This is a genomic window from Jannaschia sp. L-14R (assembly GCF_056857695.1).
This window is the reverse complement of record NZ_JBSXNP010000010.1, coordinates 584,497-604,211: the sequence shown is the minus strand read 5'-3', so window position 1 is coordinate 604,211 and position 19,715 is coordinate 584,497. Positions and strand designations below refer to the sequence as shown.

Genomic DNA, 19,715 nt, shown 5'->3' with positions numbered 1-19,715 from the left:
GGTATTTGCTTGCGACGCTCATACTTCACCACCTTCTTCCGGACCCTCGACCACAAGCCATGCCTTCATCTGCGCGTGTCCGACGCCGCAGTAATTCAGGCACTGGATCAGGTATTTTCCAGGTTCCTTGGGTGCCCTGATCCAGACCTGCCGGTTTTCACCCGGTCCGAATTCGGTGGTGATGCCGACGGCAGGAATGTTGAAACCATGGATCACATCATTCGAAATGATTTCGAACAACACGCGCTCGCCGGGTTGGACGACCGCCGCATTGCGGCTGATCTCGTCTTCGTCGGTCAGAAACGCAAATCCCCATTGGAACGCGATTACCCGCAAGGTGCGGTCGAATTCCCCGGCAGCTTCATAGCCGTCGACCGAGAGTTCCCCTGACTCGTTCAGGTCGGCCTGATAGGCGGAATAGACTTCGGTGCTTTTGCGGTCGGCATACCAGACCAGCACGGCCAGCAAGACCACAAAGCCGATTTCCATACGATATTTCATTTTCCACCGCTTGGGCCAGAATATGGCCATCAACAGGCCACCTATTCCCAGAATTCCCAGCGCGAATACGATGGTCATCATCGTTGCCTGATACCCGGTCAGGCCTAGTGCATTTTCCATTTACTCTTCCCCTGGACGAAAATTTTCGCCCCTCAATTCAGAATGTGTGCTGTGTCTTGGCTGCGATGCGGGTTGTCGGATGCCCTGGAATTTCACGGGGTTCATCCACAAGACGGTTGTCCGAAACAATGTCCGGTCGCAGGTGTGACGGAAAGATGAGATGTCTGCCGGTTCTTCAGCGACACCCCTGTCCGGGTGCGATCAGACCAGCGGTGGCCGGAATAGCCCGTAGTCTTCATGAATGCTGGCGCCAAGCGTCAAATGGTGCCTGCTGACGGTGCTGACCCGGGTCAGCAAAAAAGCCATGGTCGGTTCAGTATCACACAGTGCAATCTGGCACGCGGTTGCGACATGACCGGCGGTGCTGCAGGACGTAGACGTGGTCATCATCGGACACACCGGGGCTTCGAATAGAGAAACCGCCGATGACGAGACGTCGTTGACTGTGCTGTCGGAGATCAAGGCGACTGGCCCGGTCCGCATTGCCAGAGCCATGCGTGTTGCGCCGTACCCCGAAAGAAGCAACGCAGACAGTAATACAAGAGATAAAAACCGCCCAACCATTCGGCATGGTGGCAGAGACTCGCCAGTTTTGCAAGCCGTTGTTGACGATCTCAGACTATGTCTCATTTGGCGATTCGCCGGTGCGAAAGTCCGGTCCGCCCAGGAATCGCGCCACAGCATATCCCACTGAGCTGCCAATCAGGATGCCCGACGCGAACTCGGACAGCCAGTGATAGCCAAAGCTGACCCCCAGACCGATGAAAAGTGCAAGCGGCGTTCCGAAGATCACCACATAAGTTCTCCGCCGGGCAAGAAGCACCAGCGCAACAAGGACGGCGAAGGCGACAGTTGCATGGGACGATGGCCAGCCGCCGATAAGCGGTTGATTGAGGAACCCGAACTGAAAGGCCGCACTGTTGTCGGCCCCTGCAAGACCGGCACCGAAGGCATGATGGGGCGGTGACATCCGACCGGTAACCGATTTTAGTGCCATAGACACCGCAAGACCGCCCAAAGCGGCGGCAACCGACGCCCCAGTCAGCGACCAAGCGCCCCGCCGCGGCGCGACGGTTGCGACCGCAGCCAGACCCAGAGACACCAGAACCGGGGCAACATATCCGACCCGATCCGCCAATGGCAGAAGCCCCACGGCACGGCTATTCTGTATCCAGACGAAATATCTCCAGTCCAGTCCGCTTTGCACGAGCAGGGCCGTTAGCAGCGAGCTGGCCAAAATGCTTCCGACAAGGACGCAAATAATTCTCAACAAAATCCCCTTTGCTTGGTCTTGCTGTTGCTTCGCTGTCCGACGATCAGCGAATTTTCGGGCTTGTTCAATCGCGCACGGGGGTGTCCGATCTTGAACTGGCTGCGGCCTGTTCGGAGCAACAGGGTCCGTTGCCGGGACCAATCACACGATGGGGTCACCCGGTCGTGCCGCGCAGTCGTGCAGCGGGAGATGTTGTGCCAAAGCCGTCGGTTTCCATAGGTTCTAAGCCTGGGTCATGGACCGTCTGCGCCGCAGGAAGGCCGACACCTTGGGCAAACCGCCGCGCATTGCCGCCGGGTCGTTGGCAAAGCCGATCCGCACCGTGCCCTCGACCCCCATGACCGCGCCGGGCGTGAACAGCACGCCTTCTTCAGCCAGCAGATCGAGGCAGAGCTGTTCGGATGGCATGTCCAAATCATAGCGGATCAGCGCCGTCGTGCCCGCAGTGGGGCGCACCCAGTTCAGGGCCGGTTCAGACGCCATCCAACCGGACAAAAGCGTAAGGTTCCCGCGCGTGATCTCGCGGGATCGGGCCAGAATGCGATCTCTCGCGCCAAGCGCCAGCGTGGCCAGATGGTCGTCGATCATGCCGACCGAAATCGTATTGTAGTCGCGGTGATGCGACACCGCCTGCAACACATCGGCGGGCGCGCAGATCCAGCCCAGGCGCAGGCCGGCCAGCGAGAACACTTTCGACATTCCGGCCGTCGAAATGCCGCGATCATAGACATCGGCGATGGACGGACCCATGCCGTCATCGTCCTGCGCCGATCCTCGATAGACCTCATCCACCAGAACCCACGCACCCGCTCCACCCTGACCGATGCGCGCGATTTCGGCGATCTTCTCCAATCCTGCGCGGTCGATCAGCGATCCGGTTGGGTTGTTCGGGTTGGTCAGAGCGATGACCAGGGTGGCTGGCGTCACGGCGGCGGCGAGCGTTTCCATGTCCGGCAACCAACGATCAGCGGCGCTCAGTTGAACCTTCGTGACCTTGGCGCCCAGACTTTCTGGGATCGAAATGTGTTGCTGATAGGTTGGCACAAGGCTGACGACAGGATCATCCGGCCCAACCAGCGCTGCCCATACCAGCGCATTCGCTCCGGCGGTGCCGTGGGTCACAAGGATATCGTTGCGCGTTTTTGCAGCGTAAAGCCCGGCAATGGCATCCCGCAGTCCGTCCGACCCCTCGATCGCGCCATAGGTCAGCTTGAGCGGCAAAAGCTGAGACAGGGCCGTCGCATTCCGTCCCGACAGATGCAGAAGTTCCTCCAGCGTCAGGCTGGTGACGCAGGTTTCCGCAAGGTTGTGGTCACAGTCGTTTTCATGCGCGTTTATCCACATCTCGACGCCGAAAGGATCAATGTGCATCTGGGACTCCGGTGGATAATTCTCGGATCAACTCGCGATGAAAGGGGACGTAGCCCGGCGTGACCTCAGCCAGATGCGGGTGCATCAGGCGGTGCAATTCGGGCAGGCGGTGAAACGGGACGGTTGGCCAGACGTGGTGTTCGGTGTGATATGGCATGTTCCACGCGATCCAGCGCACCGCACGATTGGTCAGTGTCGTCCGGGTATTTTCCAACATGTTCGCAACCGTGGCACATCGCCCGTGTTCTGCCAGCAGATACAGGCGCAGGAACGGCTGTCCCAGCAGCATCGGCATGATCCAGACCCAGAGCAGAATGAAGCTGCCTTCGGCAAGACTGGCGGTCAGGGCGAATGCATAGAGACCCAGCATCAAAAGCGCCTCGTCCCGGACGTGCGCAAGACGGGAGGGCTGTACATACGCATATTCGGCGCGCCCCGTCGCATTGCGGAGTAACGTCCCGATCATCGTCCGCCAGACCGGCAGGCCGCTTATGTGCAGTATGTATTGCGCCCGCGTTTTCGGTTTGGGCGTGGCCAGTTCCGGGTCGTTCGCCAGGTCCTGCGTATGGCGGTGATGCGCAAGATGGAACAGGCGGAACCACGTCGGCGGCAGCAGCAGGATCAGCCCGCAAAACCGTCCAACCCATTCGTTCAGCGCGCGATTGCGAAACGGCGTCTGATGTGTGGTTTCGTGCTGCAGCGTGAACAGGAAAATCAGCACGATGCCCAGCGGCAGCATCAGAACCGGCCAGCCAGGCACCTTGACGAAAACGGCACCGGCCAGCAGTCCGATCAGGGCGAGGTGGCCCGACAGATGCGTAAGTCCGGCGCGGTCGGACAGGGCCGTAAGACGGGTCCGTTCGGCGGGCGGAATGGTGGTGAGGAAGGTTCTGTGGTCCATGCGCCAGCCATATCAGGTGGGGCAAACCGGACGGAAGGGGGAAACACAGCCCCGACGGGTTGGTCGAAGGCCTGCCCCATGTCGACGGACCGCAGATCTTTCTACCGACTGGCTTTCCCGCCGACCCCGTGCAGGTTTATTGGCACCAGCGGAACGAGCGCATAGGGATGCCAGACCAGCGCACCGAAGCCGATGATCGTTGCGCCCAGCCCGAACGCCAGCGATCCGAGCAGGACGATTGCCGCGATGTCATAGCCCGACAGGCCAAGCGCAGAATAGATGCGATATCGCACCGCTCCGCCCGTCACCGGGCCTGCACCGACTGTATTGCCGATGGCATATCCCAGAAAACCGCCCGTCGCGACGGCGGAAAACGGGACGCTCTTGCCGATATGGCGAAGCGTGGACCAGTCATAGCCGATCAGTGCGGCATAAGCCCCAGCCACACACAGCAGGGCCAGCGCGATGATATGTCACCGGGTGTGCCCCGGACCTGTCGCATTATCTGCACCGGACCGACGGGGGTGAGCAATTTATTGACCGCAATAAACACGCGGCGAACAATACGGTCGTCATGACATAGGGAAGGAGCGGTATGATCCTGCTCCAGACAGTCAGGTCGGTCGGGGTGACCATTGGCGTCACTCTGCTATCCTATGTATCTCGATCCGTGCAGTTTGCGGCAATGCTCCGACCGTCCGCGTCGCTAGGTAAGATCTGGGCCAAAGACGAGCGCTCGTTGCGTTATGACGCTGCTATCGGTTGAGTATTGTCGGTTTGCCCCGCTGGGTATTTGCAACCTTCGCCCTGACAGGTCATCGTCCGCCATATGTTCCAAGAATGAGGGAGTAAGAGAATGTCTGACCGTGCCTGATTGCCAGTAATGCTCCAAGGCATTGCGGGAATGGGCAAAACAGTGGAGCGGTTTCCACAGGGGAGATCAAGCCCTTGATCTGGATACGCGACAGTATAATGACCCTGGTCGACCAATACGGCCCGATCGTTCTGTTCTTGTCGCTGACCCTGGAAACGCTGGGCCTTCCCGTGCCGGGGGAAAGCGCGCTTATCCTGTCGTCCGCAATCGCGGGCACCGGACAGATCAGCATCTGGCAGGTGGTGATCGCGGCCTGGCTGGGCGCCGTTCTGGGGGACAACATAGGCTATTTTCTTGGGCGCAGATACGGGCGGCAGGTCTTGCTGACATACGGTGCCCGCTTCGGCATCACCGAAAGTCGTTTCGCCAAGGTCGAGGCGATTACCGCGCGTTATGGTCCGCTGATGGTCATCGTTGCGCGTTTTGTCGTGCTGCTGCGTCAACTGAACGGGCTGGTCGCGGGAAGCGCGCGCATGCATTGGCTGACGTTCCTTCTGTCCAATATGCTCGGTGCAGCGCTTTGGGTCGGATTCTGGGCGATACTGGCTTACAGGCTTGGACAGTCAGTCACGATCCTGCCCTATATCGGGCGGCACATCGGGATGCTGGTGGCGATTGTCGTGCCACTTCTGATCGGCGCTCTGATCTTCGGATATCTTCGTCTGCGCCGACGCAGGGCGTCAGACATGCCATCCGATCCTTGATGGCATAGAGATCACTGGAAACACAGGTCAACCTCCACAAATATGTCGCACTGTCCCGCAAGGTTAGCCGGACAGGTCTAAGGGATATGGCGGGCCATCACAGAACGTTAACAGTGATCAGTCTGACACATCCGAAAAAGGCGGATGCCATGGACGCGAAGGTGACAGCGTTCCATTCGCCGCTGACATTCTGACAGGGTGGCGGCCCGCCGAAGCCGGTTACTCCATGAACCAGCCGTGGCTGACGATCATCGACTGGCCGGTCAGGGCATTTGTCGGGAAGGCGGCGAAGACATGCGCGATTTCGGCTACATCCTCGACGGTGGTGAATTCCTTGTCGACGGTGCCGCCCAGCATGATGTCGTTGATCACCTCCTCCTCGGTGATGCCCAAATCCTTTGCCTGTTCTGGAATTTGCTTTTCCACCAGCGGAGTTTTCACAAAGCCGGGACAGATCACATTGGCGCGCACGCCATGTTCCGCGCCCTCCTTTGCGATGACGCGGGCGAGGCCCAGCAGGCCGTGCTTGGCGGTCACATAGGCCGATTTCAGCGGCGAAGCTTCCTTGGAGTGGACCGACCCCATGAGGATCACCGAGCCGGACCCTGCCTTGTACATATGCGGCAATACCGCCTTGGAAGTCAGGAACGCGCCATCCAGATGAATCGAAAGCAGCTTTTTCCAGTCGTCATAGGGAAAGTTTTCCAGCTTGTGGACGATCTGGATGCCGGCGTTCGACACCAGCACATCGACGCCGCCCCAATGATCGACGACCTGCTGCACAGCGGCGTTCACCTGCGCCTCATCAGTCACGTTCATCTCGACACCGATGGCTTCGCCCTTGCCGTTCTTGGTCAGTTCTTCTGCGGTCGCCTTGGCCGCGTCGAGACGCAGGTCGGCAATGGCAACCTTGGCACCATCCGCGACATAGCGTTCTGCAATCGCCTTGCCGATGCCGCTGGCAGAGCCGGTGATGATGCAGACTTTTCCGTTGAGGTTCATGGTATTCTCCTTTGACTGCGGGGTGGCAGACTTTGTTGATCGGGCGACAGACATCCAACCGTCTGGCCCGAAGTATCCTTACGCAGGGACCATATCTCTGCCGGATTCAGGTTCTTCGTAAAGTGGCGAATGACGGCCAGACCGGCACGGTCAACCAGAATGGTACAGACCAGATTGGTCTGACTTGCGTGTATGAACATGACAACCTCAACAAGACCACCGCCATCCGGGTTCCCTCCATGATCCATGGCGAAGATACCGCCCTGAAAAGCGGAGCGTGAAAATGATCTGCCTGAATTTCGAAATGCACGATCGCGACAACTCAGGTCATCGTCTTGCCAGGGCAACTGCAAAGCCAAGGTTCAGAGTCCGGGCAGGAAAGTCGACCGTCGTCCTGCGCCAGCCCCCTAAGCCATGATGTGTTGGGGGCCGACGGTTCGGGCGCCGCCGCACAACGGGCACGAGGGTGGTGCATTTTTCGGCCGGGGAAAGGGGCATCCATGTCAATCCTTCAGATCAAGCGTGGCGACCAGTGGCAGATGATCGGAGGCCCGTCGGGTATCGTGGGTCAGGGCCGCGGCGACACCATGAGACTCGAAGTGATGGGTGACGGCGATCCGATCGAGGGCCACCACGGGTCGCCGGGCGTGGAACGTGGGCGGCGCGGGCAGCAACCGGAGCGCCGTGCCCATCGCCGTCAGATGCGCCGCGCCGAACCATTCGTTGAAATCGCCTGCAAGAACGGTCGGCTTGGCATCATCATGCCGCGAGAATTGCTGTAATGCCGTCAGCTGCGCGCGACGTGATCGGCGCAGCAGGCCCAGATGGACGCCGATTGCGCGAATGTCGCGCCCTTTATACCGAAGTTCGGCCAGGACGGCGCCGCGTGGCTCGAACCCCGGAAGGTCCGCGTGGTCAGTAGACAGAACCTCGATCTCGTCGCGGATCAGAATGGCATTGCCGTGCCAGCCCAGACTGTCCCGGCCATGGTCGAAGGCGACATGGCGCAGCCCGTGCGCCTGCAACAGGTGGGGCGAGAATGCGGGTGGGCGATGGCCCAGTCGCATGTCGGCCTCCTGCAGCATGACGATATCGGCATCGAGTCTTTCGATCACACGAAGCGTGCGCTGGGCATCGCGGCGCCGGTCGGTGCCAAGGCACTTGCGGATGTTGTAGGTGGCGATGCGTAAGGTCATGTCGGTCACAGGATCGGCGCCCCCAGCCGGAATACGCCCTCGGCGATGCGCCGGAGCAGGCCCGGCCGGACAATGCCTACCGCGCAATCGGAGGCCACTGCCTCGAACCAGTCGCGCACCCCGCGCACCGTGTCCGTGTCATAGATCATCAGTACGGCTTCAAAATTCAACAGCATGGAGCGCACATCGAAATTCGCCGAGCCGATCCATGCCATGTCGTCGATCACACCGGCCTTCGCGTGCAGCATTCCTGGAGTGAAGCGCAGGATACGGCAGCCCGCGCCGTCAAGGTCGCGCAGATAGGCCCCGCGTGCCAGATCGGCCGTCCATTGGTTCGATCGTTCGGGTAGCATGATCCGCACATCAATCCCGCGCCGGGCGGCCGTGGCCAGTGCCTGGCCCAGCGCGTCTGTCGGCAGGAAATAGGGTGTCGCGATCCAGACATTCTGCCGCGCCCGATGGATCGCGTTCACCAACGTATCGTGCAGCGCATCCAGCGGTGTATCCGGCCCCGAGGGAACAAGTTGCACCGTGGCCGGGCCCATAGGCGCACACTGACAGATCAGTGGTTCGATGGTCTTGCCGGTCACATCCCAGTCCGATGTGAAGACATCCAGAAACGTCTGCACGGCTGGTCCGCGCAGAACATACCCCATGTCGATCCAGATATTGCGGTCGGTCAGATATTCGTCGCCGATGTTGCGCCCGCCCGCCCAGACCCGTTCACGGTCAGCGATCACCATCTTGCGGTGATTGCGCAGATTCAGGTGTCCATTATCGGGCGGATGCAGAAAGGGCGAAAAATACCGCACCTCTCCCCCGGCGGCAGTGAGTTCACCCAACGCTGCCCAAGGCGCACGCAGCGTACCCAATCGGTCGAGGACCAGATGCACGGCAACCCCGTGCCGGGCCTTTCGTGTCAGCGCCGCAATAAAATCATGCGCCGTCGCATCATTGGCCAGAAGATAGAAGATGATATCGAGCCGAACCGTCGCTGCTTCTATTGTTTCAAACAGCGATACTCTGGCGTTGGCTGAATCGATGTTCAGCGTAATGGCGTTTCCATCGGACGGACCGGGAATGCCAAACTGGCAGAATGTCTGCGCCACAGGGTGCGCGTCGGCAACGGATGATGTGACGTTATTGAAGTGGATTGATGGAAATCTTGATCCCTGTTTGCGAAATCCGAGTGCCAGAAAAAGCGGAATCGCGACATAGGGAAGCAGAAGGATGAACAGCACCCAGGCCGACGCGGATTGAGGCGTACGACGTTGTTGCAAAACGAAGATAACGGCGATTCCGGTCGCGATAACCAGAAGAATGATCATCCCGTAGGAAACCAGCCAGGTCATCGACACACCCCGTTTCGTCGGGTCGCAGGGGTGTGACAGAACATTCGGGTCATGACGCGCGCTTTACTGACGTGGTGGACATAAGACCGTAGACGAACCGAACGATCAACATTGCATACGGAAATATCGCCACCTATCGGTGTCAGCCGCGCGTCACTGTCCTTGCGATCCGGCTTTTCGCCTGTCGGTCCGTCATGAGCTTGTCGCGCATGCTGCAATATGGCGCATTGGCCTTGACCACCCCGATCACGCTGCCGAACATATTCTCTGCAATCAGCACGACGAAGGCGAGGCTGGCCGACGCCGGGCAAAGTCCGGCGATGAACATCTCCCACTGATCGCGGCATGTTATCGGAAATGCGGATGCAGACTTTTCCCTGCGGCACGGAAGGAAGCGAGATGTCAGACGCCTTTCAGAATGCTTGCTTGGAAAGACCGGAGGCGGAATGGCGGGGCCGGGTCGCTTATCGACCGAACCCAGTGCTTTGGAAAACTATGCAATGCTTGGGCTATTTCATGTAGGCTGGGCGAACGGTCCCGACCGTCTATGTTCCTGGAGGAGCCGAAATTCCCCAGCATGAAAGGGAGCGATTTGACATTGATCAGCGCGGGCGGTCCGTCATGGCCTGCCGCAGCAGGGATGATCACACGGTTATCCTGAACGATTTTGTCGCATACCGCTTGCTTGACCTGTTGCCTATGTCTGTGCTGCGGAAAGACATACCCCGGAGACGACCCCTTTTTCCGCAGGGAGCCGTTGTCTCATCGGGGCCGATGCGATCACACCTGCCTCCGCCCGAAAACTGGAGTGTGCCAGATGTTTTCTTTTGCCGACCCTGTCTTGCTGGCGCGAATGCAGTTCGCGTTCACGATGTCATTCCACATCATTTTTCCGGCGTTTTCCATAGGCTTGGCCAGCTATCTCGCCGTACTCGAAGGACTGTGGCTCAAGACCGGAAAGGACGTCTATCTGAACCTGTTCAAGTACTGGATCAAGATTTTCGCCGTCGCCTTCGGAATGGGCGTCGTGTCGGGCATCGTGATGTCCTACCAGTTCGGAACCAACTGGTCGGTTTTTTCCGACAAGGCAGGGCCGGTCGTCGGGCCACTGATGGCCTATGAGGTGTTGTCGGCGTTCTTCCTCGAAGCCGGTTTTCTGGGCGTGATGCTGTTCGGCATGAAGAAGGTCGGGCGGGGTCTGCATTTCTTTGCCACGCTGATGGTCGCGGTGGGCACGCTGATGTCCGCGTTCTGGATCCTGTCGGTCAACAGCTGGATGCAGACGCCCACAGGTTTCACCACCAATGCCGACGGGCAATTCGTGCCGCTGGACTGGCTGGAAGTGATCTTCAACCCGTCGTTCCCCTACCGGCTGGTTCACATGGTTCTTGCCGCGTATCTCACGACCGCACTGGTCGTTGGCGGGGTGGCGGCGTGGCATTACCTGCGTGGACGAGCGGGGGCGGAAACTCGCAAGATGTTCTCGATGGCGATGTGGATGCTGGTCTTGGTCACGCCGCTTCAGATTCTGGCGGGTGACGAGCACGGGCTGAACACCTTGGAGTATCAGCCCGCCAAGGTCATGGCGATGGAAGGACATTTCCAGAGCTATCCTGATGGCGCGCCGCTTATCCTGTTCGGATGGCCCAACATGGAAACCGGGACCGTGGATTACGCGCTGGAGATTCCCAAGCTGTCTTCGCTGATCCTCAAGAGAGATCTGAATGCGCCGCTGAACGGATTGAACAGCATTCCACGGGAAGACTGGCCGCCGGTGCCGATCGTGTTCTGGTCGTTCCGGATCATGGTATCCTTGGGCTTTGCGATGCTGGGCCTTGGGCTGCTTAGTCTGCTGGCCCGCTGGCGGGGGCGTCTGCATGACTGGCGGGCTCTGCATTATCTGGCGCTGGTTATGGGGCCTACCGGCTTCGTCGCCGTGCTGGCCGGATGGGTCACGACCGAGGTCGGGCGGCAGCCGTTCACAGTCTATGGTGCGTTGCGCACGACCGATAGCGTCTCACCGCTTGCGGCCCCGGCGGTCGGCGCGTCGCTCGTGGCATTCATCGTAGTCTATGGCATCGTGTTCGCGGCGGGCGCTTTCTATCTGCTGCGGCTGATGAATGTTGCGCCGAAGCCGCATGAACCCGGGCTGACCAGTGGGCAGCCTGTACGGGCCGCGGGGATAACGCCCGCCTCCGCCGTTAATCCCGACCAGATGATTCCGCAGGAAGAATAGGAGCGTGACGATGACACTTATACCCGACCTGGCGAGCATATTGGCCTTCGTCATCGCCTTTGCGATCTTCCTTTATGTGGTGATGGACGGTTTTGACCTGGGGGTGGCGTTATTGTTCCCGTTTTTTCCGAAACCACAGGACCGCGACGTCATCATGAACACGGTCGCCCCGGTCTGGGATGGCAACGAAACCTGGCTGGTGCTGGGTGGCGGTGCGGTCTTCGCGGCGTTTCCGCTGGCCTATGCCGTTCTTATGCCAGCGCTTTATGCTCCGATCATCGCGATGCTGCTGGGGCTGGTATTCAGGGGCGTGGCTTTCGAATTTCGCTGGCGTACGAAACGGGGCCAATTCCTGTGGGACATAGCTTTCACCGGCGGTTCGCTTGTCGCCGCTCTGGGGCAGGGGATCGCCCTGGGGACAGTGTTGCAGGGCATTACGGTCGAGGGTCGGGCCTATGCCGGGGGCTGGTGGGATTGGCTCACGCCCTTCACGATGCTCACGGGGGCGGCTGTGGTCGTGGGGTATGCGGCATTGGGCGCGACATGGTTGATCCTGAAGACGACGGGCGACCTTCGGGACCGCGCCTATGCACTGGCACCCGGCCTGGTCATCGCGACGCTGGGGGCGATCGCCCTTGTCAGCGCGGTCACGCCCTTTCTGGAGGGGGCCTATTGGCAGAACTGGTTTGCCTGGCCGCGTATCCTGCTGGTCGCTCCGGTTCCGCTTGCCGTTGTGGGCGTCGCGATCCTGCTGTTCAGAATGCTGGCGGCGCGCCGGGACGGATGGCCATTCGTGCTGATGCTGACTCTGTTCGGGCTTTGCTTCGTGGGGCTGGGCGTTTCGATCTTCCCCTTTATCGTGCCCGGCGCGATCACGATTTATCAGGCGGCGGCCCCCGAAATCAGCCAGAGATTCATCCTTGTGGGCGTGTCGATCCTGATCCCGATCATTCTGGCCTATACGGCCTATGCCTACTGGGTGTTCCGCGGCAAGATTGACACTGATGCAGGGTATCACTGATGGCTGCGTCCGAACGCCCGCTTTGGTATCGGCTCCTGTGGTTCATTCTGCTCTGGGGGGTGGGCGTCGTGGCCGTGGCCGGGGTCGCCTATGGTCTGCGGCTCTGGATAGCATGAGGGTGGAATGACAGGAATTGAACTGATCGTGCGGGAATACCGCCATTGGCACCTGACGATAGCGGTTACTGGCAACACGCTGTTTTTGCTGGGATCGGTATTGTTTTTTCAAGTGTTTTCGTCATGGCAGACGTTGGCAGTCTGGATGTTTGTGCTGGGTTCGACCCTTATGCTTGTCGGTGCAATGGGCGAGGTTGCAAAATCTGTCTACGAACGGCGTGAAAAGGCAGCAAATCGCCGCTGATGCAGCCAAACTGCGTGACCATTCTGGGAAGCACGGCTCTTTAGAAGGCAGTCGATCCTCGCTCGGATCGCAGGTTTCAGTGTTTTATCGAACGGGCAGATCGTGCAGTTGACGTTAACCGTAGCCACCTTATCGCCCAGGTGTGGTGAATCAGGCTTCGGCGCGCAGCCTCGACAGCGCAAGTCCCGGAATTTCCAATGTGGTCCGGGACCTTAAATGCCCCAGGCGTAGCCGGGTACTCGACCCAAATTGATAGACACTTCTCCAATTCCGTCAATCGCTTCCAGCGCAACTCTGGCCGCATCTTCTTCGTCTTTGGAATTCACGATGCCCCAGACGTCAACGCGATTGTCTGCCACGATGACGTTCAGATGAACCGGGTTTAATCCTGGCACCTTGGCCAGCGCACCCAAAACGATGTCACGCTTTTCATCCAAGTCCGCATCTGCACGGATGTGCACAACGGGTTGTGCTGCGATTGCTTGCAGCAGATTGGCGCGACTGACGATGCCCACCAACTCGCCATCGTCTATTACCGGCACACGCTTGATATGCCGTTTTTCAAGCAATCGGGCAATCTTTCCAACGGGTGTATCGGGCGACACGGTAATGACTTGTGTGGTCATGATGTCCCTGAGGTACTGACCGTGCTTCAACACAAAGCCCTTGGCATTTGCCTGGGACACGGAAAAAAGCGACAGCCACCAAGACCGGCTCTGGCCTTTTTCTCCTTCAACGCGGGGCATCAAATCACCTTCACTCACGATGCCCACGATCCGTTTCTTGTCGTCGAGGACGGGAATGGCGCTGATGTGGTGTTGCGACATCAGTTCGACGGCTTGTCCAACGGTTGTGTCCGGCCTTCCGCTTATGACCGTTTTCGTCATGATATCTGATGCGTTCATGCTTGTTTCGCCTTTTGCGCGCTACTTTTCGACTTCAGTACAGTCAACTGCTGTATCCGGGGCTATTGATCAGAAGACGCGCCAAGCCATGAAACATTACCGGTTCGGCACAAAGCGTCAGCGCGCATGGTGGCCAAGATCGACAGTCCCGATCGCCAGTCGACGCATGTACCATAGCACCAAGAGGGGCACGAAAATCCATTGCAGGATCGGGGACAACCCGGTGCCTAGGACCGGGAGGGTCGGCATCACTCCGTCATAGGACCAACGTTCCAACACTTCGGTGTTGAGGTATTCGAGACCAACGGTTGCCAGCAACCCGGTCGCGAAGAAAACCACAAGTGCGGTACGACCAGTGTTCGCAACCCAATTTCGGTCTTTGCTTACAAGCGCGGCGCTCCAGAAAGCCGCAAGCGCTATAGCCAGATCGCCGAGCGTTGCCTTCAGGCATATGGCGATGCCGGTGAAATGATCGACCTGGCTGAGACTCGCGAATAGCGGGGACTGTAATATTTCCCAAGCAAAATGCCCCAGGAATGACAGGACAAGGAAGTCGACCTCTGGCGGAAGACGGCGGGGAAGCGCTACGGGTGCGGGCATGTGGAACCTGATGTTTTCAATGCAGAACAGGATAGGGAACACAGTGGCTTTATCCTGAAAGTCCCGATGTGAACAGTCACGTGGCAGTGGGCGAGACCTGCGTGCCACCCCTGGCTTTTGATGAATTTGAAGATTGACTCAAATCAAAGCCTGGCACTGACCTCGGGCCTAAATCTGCATGCAGCATAAGAAAGTATGGACGCATGTTCGGATTCACGCAAACAGATCGGGGTTTCGCAGTGCCATCGGGAGCCGGCCCGGTCCTGGCGCGTGCCATCTCTGCATTTGCGACGTGGCCCCGTTGCGGATCATCGTGTTCTGCCCCTGCAACCGACCGTCTTTTCGTCGAGAACAGGGTCTTCGCCGATAAAGGTGCCGTTTTGTCCGCACCGGACACGAAATGCGATCAGGGCCGCAGCCTCAGCGTCGCGATGGCCGGTCGGCGGAAGGACTCTGGCAGATTTCAAAAACCTTCCTGCCCACTTTTCCCAAGTGCCTACCGCCCATCAAGGCACGCGTTCGGTTTTTCTGTCTGCCTTACTTTTCTCAGGGATGACCGTCGACATCGGTTTTTCGGCGCGGCTCGAAATCACGTGATAGGAGCGGAAAAATGTTGATAGAACAGAAGCAGCGACCAGCGAAAGTTTCGCGCCGCGACGCTGAGGCAAAGCTTGTCGAATGCCGCAACAAATTCCTGGGTTTCCTTCGCAAGCGCCTGAGAAACCCGCAGGATGCCGAGGACGTTTTTCAGGATTTCTGTCTCAAAGTTCTTCGTAATCATGCCTCTATCAAGAACGGCGAGCGGCTGGATGCCTGGCTGGGTATCACCTTGCGGCACACCCTGACCGATCACTACCGGCGACAGGCAACGCGAAAAGCATGGGCGGACGCCTATGCGAACGAGGCCAAACTAACGGAACCGGAAACCGAGGGTGTAGATGATACTGTTTGCAGATGCATTTCAGTGGCCTTGAAAGAATTGGAGCCTGCGCAGATCGAATTGCTGACACGACTGGATCTGCAGGAGGAACCTCGTATTGCGATCGCCGCTGACCTTGCGGTCAGTCAGAATGCTTTGCGCGTGCGCGTCCATCGTGCCAGGGCGGAATTGAAGAAACGCATAACCGAAATCTGCCCTCTTTGCGGCGCCGGCAAGTTTATGCAGTGTGGCTCTGATCATTCCCTGAAAGGCTCCTTAGGAAATAGAATTCCAGCCTGAGAGTGGACGACGCATAGAGCCTTATGTTTTGAGAGACCAAAAGTCCATAATGAAGGTGTAAAATGTTGAGGTAAAACAAAACCAACCATGCATCCTCTATGCCATCGATGCGGACGAGGGCAATGTGATGGAGCTGCTTCTGAATGATGGTTCGGTTCCGCGCAGCTTTGCCATTGGTGGCGAGTTGCACGGGATGGACCTGTCGGACGATCGCATGAGCCTATACGTTGCCGGTCGAGGCGAGGACAAGATTGCGGCAGTGACGCTTTCGACGGGTGATGTGACAACTGCTCCCTTATCTCCGGAACCGTATCATCTGACCACCATTCCTGGAACCGGCACATTCTATGTCTCGTCACGAGCCGAATCGAAGGTCTGGATCATTGATGAGGCAACACTGACACCTGTAGGAGATTTTCCGATTGAAGGCGAAGGACATCAGATAGTGGCTGTGCAATGATGTTCTTTCGAGCAGTATTGGATGTATACTTCTTGCTTTTTCGCGCTAGAATGTGAAAGCTTGATACCATGTGCGTGGCAGATCAACGATATTCTGGCAAGTCCCTGATCCTGGGAACCATGTATGAAAGGAAGTTATAATGATTGTTACAATTCGTAAATCGCTCCCCGTTGCTGTTCTGTTTGCGGTATTCGCGGGACCATCTTTTGCCGATAGCCATGGTGCCAATATGGAAATGATGGCATCGGGATTGATATTGCCTGAGATGAACGCACAGGAAGGCCGCGAACTGTTCGCGTCGAAGGGTTGCGTTGTCTGCCATTCAATCAACGGGGTCGGTGGGGTCGATGCGCCGATGCTGGACGCAGAATTCATGGACTCCCCGATGAACCCCTTCGAATTTTCAGCACGCATGTGGCGCGGTGCAGAGGCGATGGTCGAATTGCAGCGGGATGAACTTGGCGAGGTGATCGACCTGACCGGCGAAGAACTGGCCGCGATCATTGCATTTGTTCACGACGCAGAAGAACAGGCAAAATTTTCCGAAGCGGATATCCCTGAAGAAATTGAAGCGATGATGGTTCATGTAGAAGACAAGGACGCGGATGAGGAGGGGCATGATTAGTCCGGTATAATACATTTGGCTTCTGCGACCAGATCAGGTCCTGTGGTTGCCTCCTCAAAGTTAGAAAGGAGCCGTAGTATGCCAGGTTTTGGCATGGGTCTTGGCAGTTTATGGATGCTGTAGATCCTGTTTCTCGTTGTCTTGGTGTAGCTGTATTGGTCAAGTATCTGCGAAAATGAGGAAAAATCTATGAGCTATACGATCAACCGTACCATCCATGATGCTTCCCTTGATGATATCGAGCGTCGTGTCCGAAGTGCGCTTGCCGATGCGGGTTTCGGCGTTCTGACCGAAATCGACGTCAAGGCCACGATGAAGAAGAAAATCGGCAAGGACATGCCGGGATACCTGATCCTCGGCGCCTGTAATCCCGACATGGCATGGCAAGCGATCGGTTTGGAGCCACGCGTGGGCGCGATGTTACCATGTAATGTCATCCTGCGAGAGATTCCGTCCGGGGTCGAAATTTCGGCAGTCGATCCGCAAGCGTCGATGGCCGGAATCGACAATGACCAATTGCAGCATGTGGCTGGACAAGTTCGCGATATGTTGCGCGGCGTGGTTCAGGCGATCTGATTTATCCATAGTTCACCAGAGCGTACCGGGTAGCAATCCGCTTCCCGTTACGAAGGCGTTTGTTTGGTGTGCGCAGTTCGGCCGGACAATCAGATTTTCTCCGGCATGAGTATCCGATACTCAGGCGCAGAACAGATCAACCGAGGCAGACATATGACACATTCCAGCGGCGACGATGCGATGCAAAAGGGCTCCATCAGCCTGAGTGGCGCGGTCGGTATGGGCACGGGTGTAATGATCGGTGCGGGGATCTTTGCGTTGACCGGCCAGATCGCGCAGCTTGCTGGTCCATATTTCGCCTTGTCATTCGTGTTTGGGGCCATTGTTACGTCTTTCAGCGCCTACACTTACGTCAAGATGTCGAATGCCTGGCCGTCTTCGGGCGGAATCGCAATGATCTTGCAAAAGGCCTATGGTCCGGGCGCGATTGCCGCTGCCGCGTCACTTTTGATGGCGCTGTCGATGGTGATATCTGAAAGCCTCGTGGCACGGACGTTTGCCACCTATGTCCTTCGTCCGTTCGAGATCACGAGTGGACCGTTGGTGCCGATACTGGCGGTTGCGGTGATCCTGTTTGCATTTCTCGTGAACGTTTCAGGCAACCGGTCCGTCGGACTTCTTTCCATCGTCATGGCGGCAATCAAGATCGGAGGCATCGCATTGTTCGGCATCGTCGCTCTGTGGTCGGGTGGGTTCGGCTTTCCAGAGGCCAGCAACAACGCTGACGGGTTTAGTATTACCGGCTTTGTCGCCTCGGTGGCGCTGTCGATCCTGGCGTTCAAGGGTTTCACGACGATTACCAACAGTGGCGGGGAAATCACCAATCCGCACCGGAATGTCGGGCTGACCATCGTGATCTCGATCGCGATCTGCGTCGTAATATACCTGCTGGTCGCGCTGGCCGTCGGGTCGAACCTGTCCATCGACCAGATTATCGCTGCCAAGGACTATTCGCTTGCCGAGGCGGCGGCGCCGGCACTTGGACAGTTCGGATTCTATTTCACCGTCGTTCTGGCGGCGGTGGCCACAGTCTCCGGGGTGTTGGCCAGCGTTTTTGCCGTGTCGCGAATGCTGACAATGCTGACGGACATGAAGATGATACCGCACCGCCATTTTGGAATGTCCGGCCCGATCCTCACCCACATGCTGGTCTATACTGTCGTCCTTGCTTCACTGCTGGCGGTGTTTTTCGATCTCAGTCGGATCGCCTCGCTTGGCGTGTTCTTCTATCTGATCATGGATATGTTGGTGCATTGGGGCGTGTTGCGATATTTGCGACAAGAGGTTGGTGCAAACGCAGCGATCCTGCTGTCCGCAATAGCGTTCGACGCAATTGTCCTGATCGCATTCACGGCGATGAAGCTGGGATCGGATCCTATGATCGTGCTTTATGCAGTGGTTGGGATTACAACGGTTTTTGTCTACGAGCGGTTTTTTCTGTCACGCTGGATCGCGCCAAATTCCGAAAGCGATCACTGAATATTTGCCCATCTGTCGGCACCTGATTATTGCGAGCTGGATTACTGCGAGCGAGGCCGTTCGCGCCGCCTTATGCCTGTCGCGGCCTTCAGTGCGCTTGGCCCCATGATGACGTGCGGCATCATTGGTAGAGCCACCGCTTGAGGAATACGATTGCAACCGGGAAATTGGCGAACCGAGACACCGCGGTTCCCCAGTTGATGTCGGGAAAGCGGGTCGGCAATCAGTCCGAAGCGCGGTTTCCAACGTATTGTGCAAGCGTCCTTGGCGGCGTGATCTTGATGCTCTGGATTTTGCCATGCAGAGTTTTCGAATTCACCATTCGATCCCGTCTGCTGTGGCTGTCAGCGCGTCGATTAACGCCGGACGGTCGGCAACGCCATTCGTCGAGCGCAATGCCAGGTCGACCCGTCGCGCTGCGTTATAGCCTTCGATCGCCGCTCGATTTGGGCGCAGACCATAAGCCGTCATAAACCGGGTCTCAAAGTCGCGGCCGGCCTCCGTCGGTTCACTGACGATCCTGCCAGGCCGGACGACGACAGTTTGCGGGTCAAGCTGCGACAGATCCTGATCGTCCCCGGAACCGGGGCCGAGCAGGACCGCGATGTTGATGGGTCGTCGATTGACGTCCCGGAGTCCATCAATGTCTGCCGCGGCCTCGGTCGGCAGGGGAACAAGGAAAACATCAAGCCCGCCGAGGTGGCCGTCCGAAGTTTCGTTCGCGTGGCTGTCCCGCTCCCGAGTGGCCAGCAAGATGCCCTTGATCGCGGAGTCGAGAGCTGTTGGCAGGTCTGATCCATCCGCTGAAACGCCCAGCGAAAAGCTATGCGCCTGCGCACCGGCAATCGGCATCGTGGCGAAAAGAAAGGTCGCCAGCACCCCGCCCACAGCACTGCGGATCGGGCGCATAGATTCAGGTTTCCTCATCGAACAAACTCCA

21 protein-coding genes are annotated in these 19,715 nt (G+C 58.1%); 9 read left to right on the top strand and 12 right to left on the bottom strand.

What is annotated here, in order from left to right:
- Positions 1 to 18: 18 nt before the first annotated feature.
- The 5 genes from AC13C2_RS11305 to AC13C2_RS11285 form a co-directional block, all read right to left on the bottom strand.
- Entirely contained in the window at positions 19 to 621 is a 603-nt protein-coding gene (locus AC13C2_RS11305; RefSeq protein ID WP_339646505.1) for a cupredoxin domain-containing protein, read from the bottom strand.
- A gap of 619 nt (positions 622 to 1,240) precedes the next feature.
- Positions 1,241 to 1,858 (bottom strand): phosphatase PAP2 family protein, encoded by a 618-nt coding sequence (locus tag AC13C2_RS11300; RefSeq protein ID WP_482886857.1) that lies wholly within the window; start codon positions 1,856 to 1,858, stop codon positions 1,241 to 1,243.
- 258 nt (positions 1,859 to 2,116) lie between these two features.
- Positions 2,117 to 3,265, bottom strand: coding sequence for an aminotransferase class I/II-fold pyridoxal phosphate-dependent enzyme (locus AC13C2_RS11295; protein WP_482886856.1), 1,149 nt, complete (start codon positions 3,263 to 3,265; stop codon positions 2,117 to 2,119).
- Positions 3,255 to 4,166, bottom strand: coding sequence for a fatty acid desaturase (locus tag AC13C2_RS11290; protein WP_482886855.1), 912 nt, complete (start codon positions 4,164 to 4,166; stop codon positions 3,255 to 3,257). Before AC13C2_RS11290 ends, AC13C2_RS11295 begins: the two co-directional genes overlap by 11 nt.
- A 101-nt stretch (positions 4,167 to 4,267) precedes the next feature.
- Positions 4,268 to 4,612 carry a hypothetical protein gene (locus AC13C2_RS11285; RefSeq protein WP_482886854.1) on the bottom strand — a complete coding sequence of 115 codons (345 nt, stop codon included), beginning with the start codon at positions 4,610 to 4,612 and terminating at the stop codon, positions 4,268 to 4,270.
- A gap of 526 nt (positions 4,613 to 5,138) precedes the next feature.
- Here AC13C2_RS11285 and AC13C2_RS11280 point away from each other — a divergent pair.
- The gene (locus AC13C2_RS11280) at positions 5,139 to 5,744 is read left to right on the top strand and encodes a DedA family protein (protein ID WP_482886853.1); all 606 of its coding nucleotides are present in this window, start codon (positions 5,139 to 5,141) and stop codon (positions 5,742 to 5,744) included.
- Between the two features lie 219 nt (positions 5,745 to 5,963).
- On the opposite strand, the gene AC13C2_RS11275 is transcribed toward AC13C2_RS11280, so the two are convergent.
- The 4 genes from AC13C2_RS11275 to AC13C2_RS11260 all read right to left on the bottom strand — a co-directional run bounded on the left by AC13C2_RS11275 (position 5,964) and on the right by AC13C2_RS11260 (position 9,622).
- Positions 5,964 to 6,746 (bottom strand): 3-hydroxybutyrate dehydrogenase, encoded by a 783-nt coding sequence (locus tag AC13C2_RS11275; protein ID WP_092761918.1) that lies wholly within the window; start codon positions 6,744 to 6,746, stop codon positions 5,964 to 5,966.
- A 503-nt stretch (positions 6,747 to 7,249) separates the two neighbouring features.
- Positions 7,250 to 7,942 carry an endonuclease/exonuclease/phosphatase family protein gene (locus tag AC13C2_RS11270; protein WP_092761916.1) on the bottom strand — a complete coding sequence of 231 codons (693 nt, stop codon included), beginning with the start codon at positions 7,940 to 7,942 and terminating at the stop codon, positions 7,250 to 7,252.
- A gap of 5 nt (positions 7,943 to 7,947) precedes the next feature.
- The gene (locus AC13C2_RS11265; protein WP_482886852.1) at positions 7,948 to 9,294 is read right to left on the bottom strand and encodes a phospholipase D-like domain-containing protein; all 1,347 of its coding nucleotides are present in this window, start codon (positions 9,292 to 9,294) and stop codon (positions 7,948 to 7,950) included.
- Positions 9,295 to 9,436: 142 nt separating this feature from the next.
- A complete protein-coding gene (locus tag AC13C2_RS11260) occupies positions 9,437 to 9,622 on the bottom strand; it encodes a hypothetical protein (RefSeq protein ID WP_424338373.1) in 186 nt (61 codons plus the stop codon).
- Between the two features lie 489 nt (positions 9,623 to 10,111).
- Between AC13C2_RS11260 and AC13C2_RS11255 the strand changes: the two genes are divergently transcribed.
- The 3 genes from AC13C2_RS11255 to AC13C2_RS11245 all read left to right on the top strand — a co-directional run bounded on the left by AC13C2_RS11255 (position 10,112) and on the right by AC13C2_RS11245 (position 12,911).
- Positions 10,112 to 11,530 (top strand): cytochrome ubiquinol oxidase subunit I, encoded by a 1,419-nt coding sequence (locus AC13C2_RS11255; RefSeq protein ID WP_482886851.1) that lies wholly within the window; start codon positions 10,112 to 10,114, stop codon positions 11,528 to 11,530.
- Positions 11,531 to 11,540: 10 nt separating this feature from the next.
- Positions 11,541 to 12,551, top strand: coding sequence for a cytochrome d ubiquinol oxidase subunit II (cydB, locus tag AC13C2_RS11250; protein ID WP_482886850.1), 1,011 nt, complete (start codon positions 11,541 to 11,543; stop codon positions 12,549 to 12,551).
- A 123-nt stretch (positions 12,552 to 12,674) separates the two neighbouring features.
- Complete coding sequence (locus AC13C2_RS11245; protein ID WP_092761904.1) at positions 12,675 to 12,911, top strand: YrhK family protein; 237 nt, start codon at positions 12,675 to 12,677, stop codon at positions 12,909 to 12,911.
- Between the two features lie 212 nt (positions 12,912 to 13,123).
- Here the strand turns inward: AC13C2_RS11245 and AC13C2_RS11240 are convergent, their stop codons facing one another.
- Both AC13C2_RS11240 and AC13C2_RS11235 read right to left on the bottom strand, forming a co-directional pair.
- The gene (locus AC13C2_RS11240) at positions 13,124 to 13,816 is read right to left on the bottom strand and encodes a CBS domain-containing protein (protein WP_482886849.1); all 693 of its coding nucleotides are present in this window, start codon (positions 13,814 to 13,816) and stop codon (positions 13,124 to 13,126) included.
- Positions 13,817 to 13,933: 117 nt separating this feature from the next.
- The gene (locus AC13C2_RS11235; RefSeq protein ID WP_424338452.1) at positions 13,934 to 14,416 is read right to left on the bottom strand and encodes a hypothetical protein; all 483 of its coding nucleotides are present in this window, start codon (positions 14,414 to 14,416) and stop codon (positions 13,934 to 13,936) included.
- A 610-nt stretch (positions 14,417 to 15,026) separates the two neighbouring features.
- On the opposite strand from AC13C2_RS11235, the gene AC13C2_RS11230 reads away from it, so the two are divergent.
- From AC13C2_RS11230 to AC13C2_RS11210, 5 genes are all read left to right on the top strand, one after another.
- Positions 15,027 to 15,635, top strand: a complete 609-nt coding sequence (locus tag AC13C2_RS11230) for an RNA polymerase sigma factor (protein WP_482886848.1) — start codon at positions 15,027 to 15,029, stop codon at positions 15,633 to 15,635.
- A 127-nt stretch (positions 15,636 to 15,762) separates the two neighbouring features.
- Entirely contained in the window at positions 15,763 to 16,095 is a 333-nt protein-coding gene (locus tag AC13C2_RS11225; protein ID WP_482886847.1) for a YncE family protein, read from the top strand.
- 139 nt (positions 16,096 to 16,234) lie between these two features.
- On the top strand, positions 16,235 to 16,720 hold the full coding sequence (locus tag AC13C2_RS11220) for a c-type cytochrome (protein ID WP_482886846.1): 486 nt from the start codon (positions 16,235 to 16,237) through the stop codon (positions 16,718 to 16,720).
- Positions 16,721 to 16,909: 189 nt separating this feature from the next.
- A complete protein-coding gene (locus AC13C2_RS11215) occupies positions 16,910 to 17,296 on the top strand; it encodes a DUF302 domain-containing protein (protein ID WP_339643831.1) in 387 nt (128 codons plus the stop codon).
- Between the two features lie 153 nt (positions 17,297 to 17,449).
- Positions 17,450 to 18,775: an APC family permease gene (locus tag AC13C2_RS11210; protein WP_424338453.1), complete on the top strand. Its 1,326-nt coding sequence runs from the start codon at positions 17,450 to 17,452 to the stop codon at positions 18,773 to 18,775.
- Positions 18,776 to 19,090: 315 nt separating this feature from the next.
- On the opposite strand, the gene AC13C2_RS11205 is transcribed toward AC13C2_RS11210, so the two are convergent.
- The gene (locus tag AC13C2_RS11205) at positions 19,091 to 19,702 is read right to left on the bottom strand and encodes a hypothetical protein (protein WP_482886845.1); all 612 of its coding nucleotides are present in this window, start codon (positions 19,700 to 19,702) and stop codon (positions 19,091 to 19,093) included.
- Positions 19,703 to 19,715 lie beyond the last annotated feature (13 nt).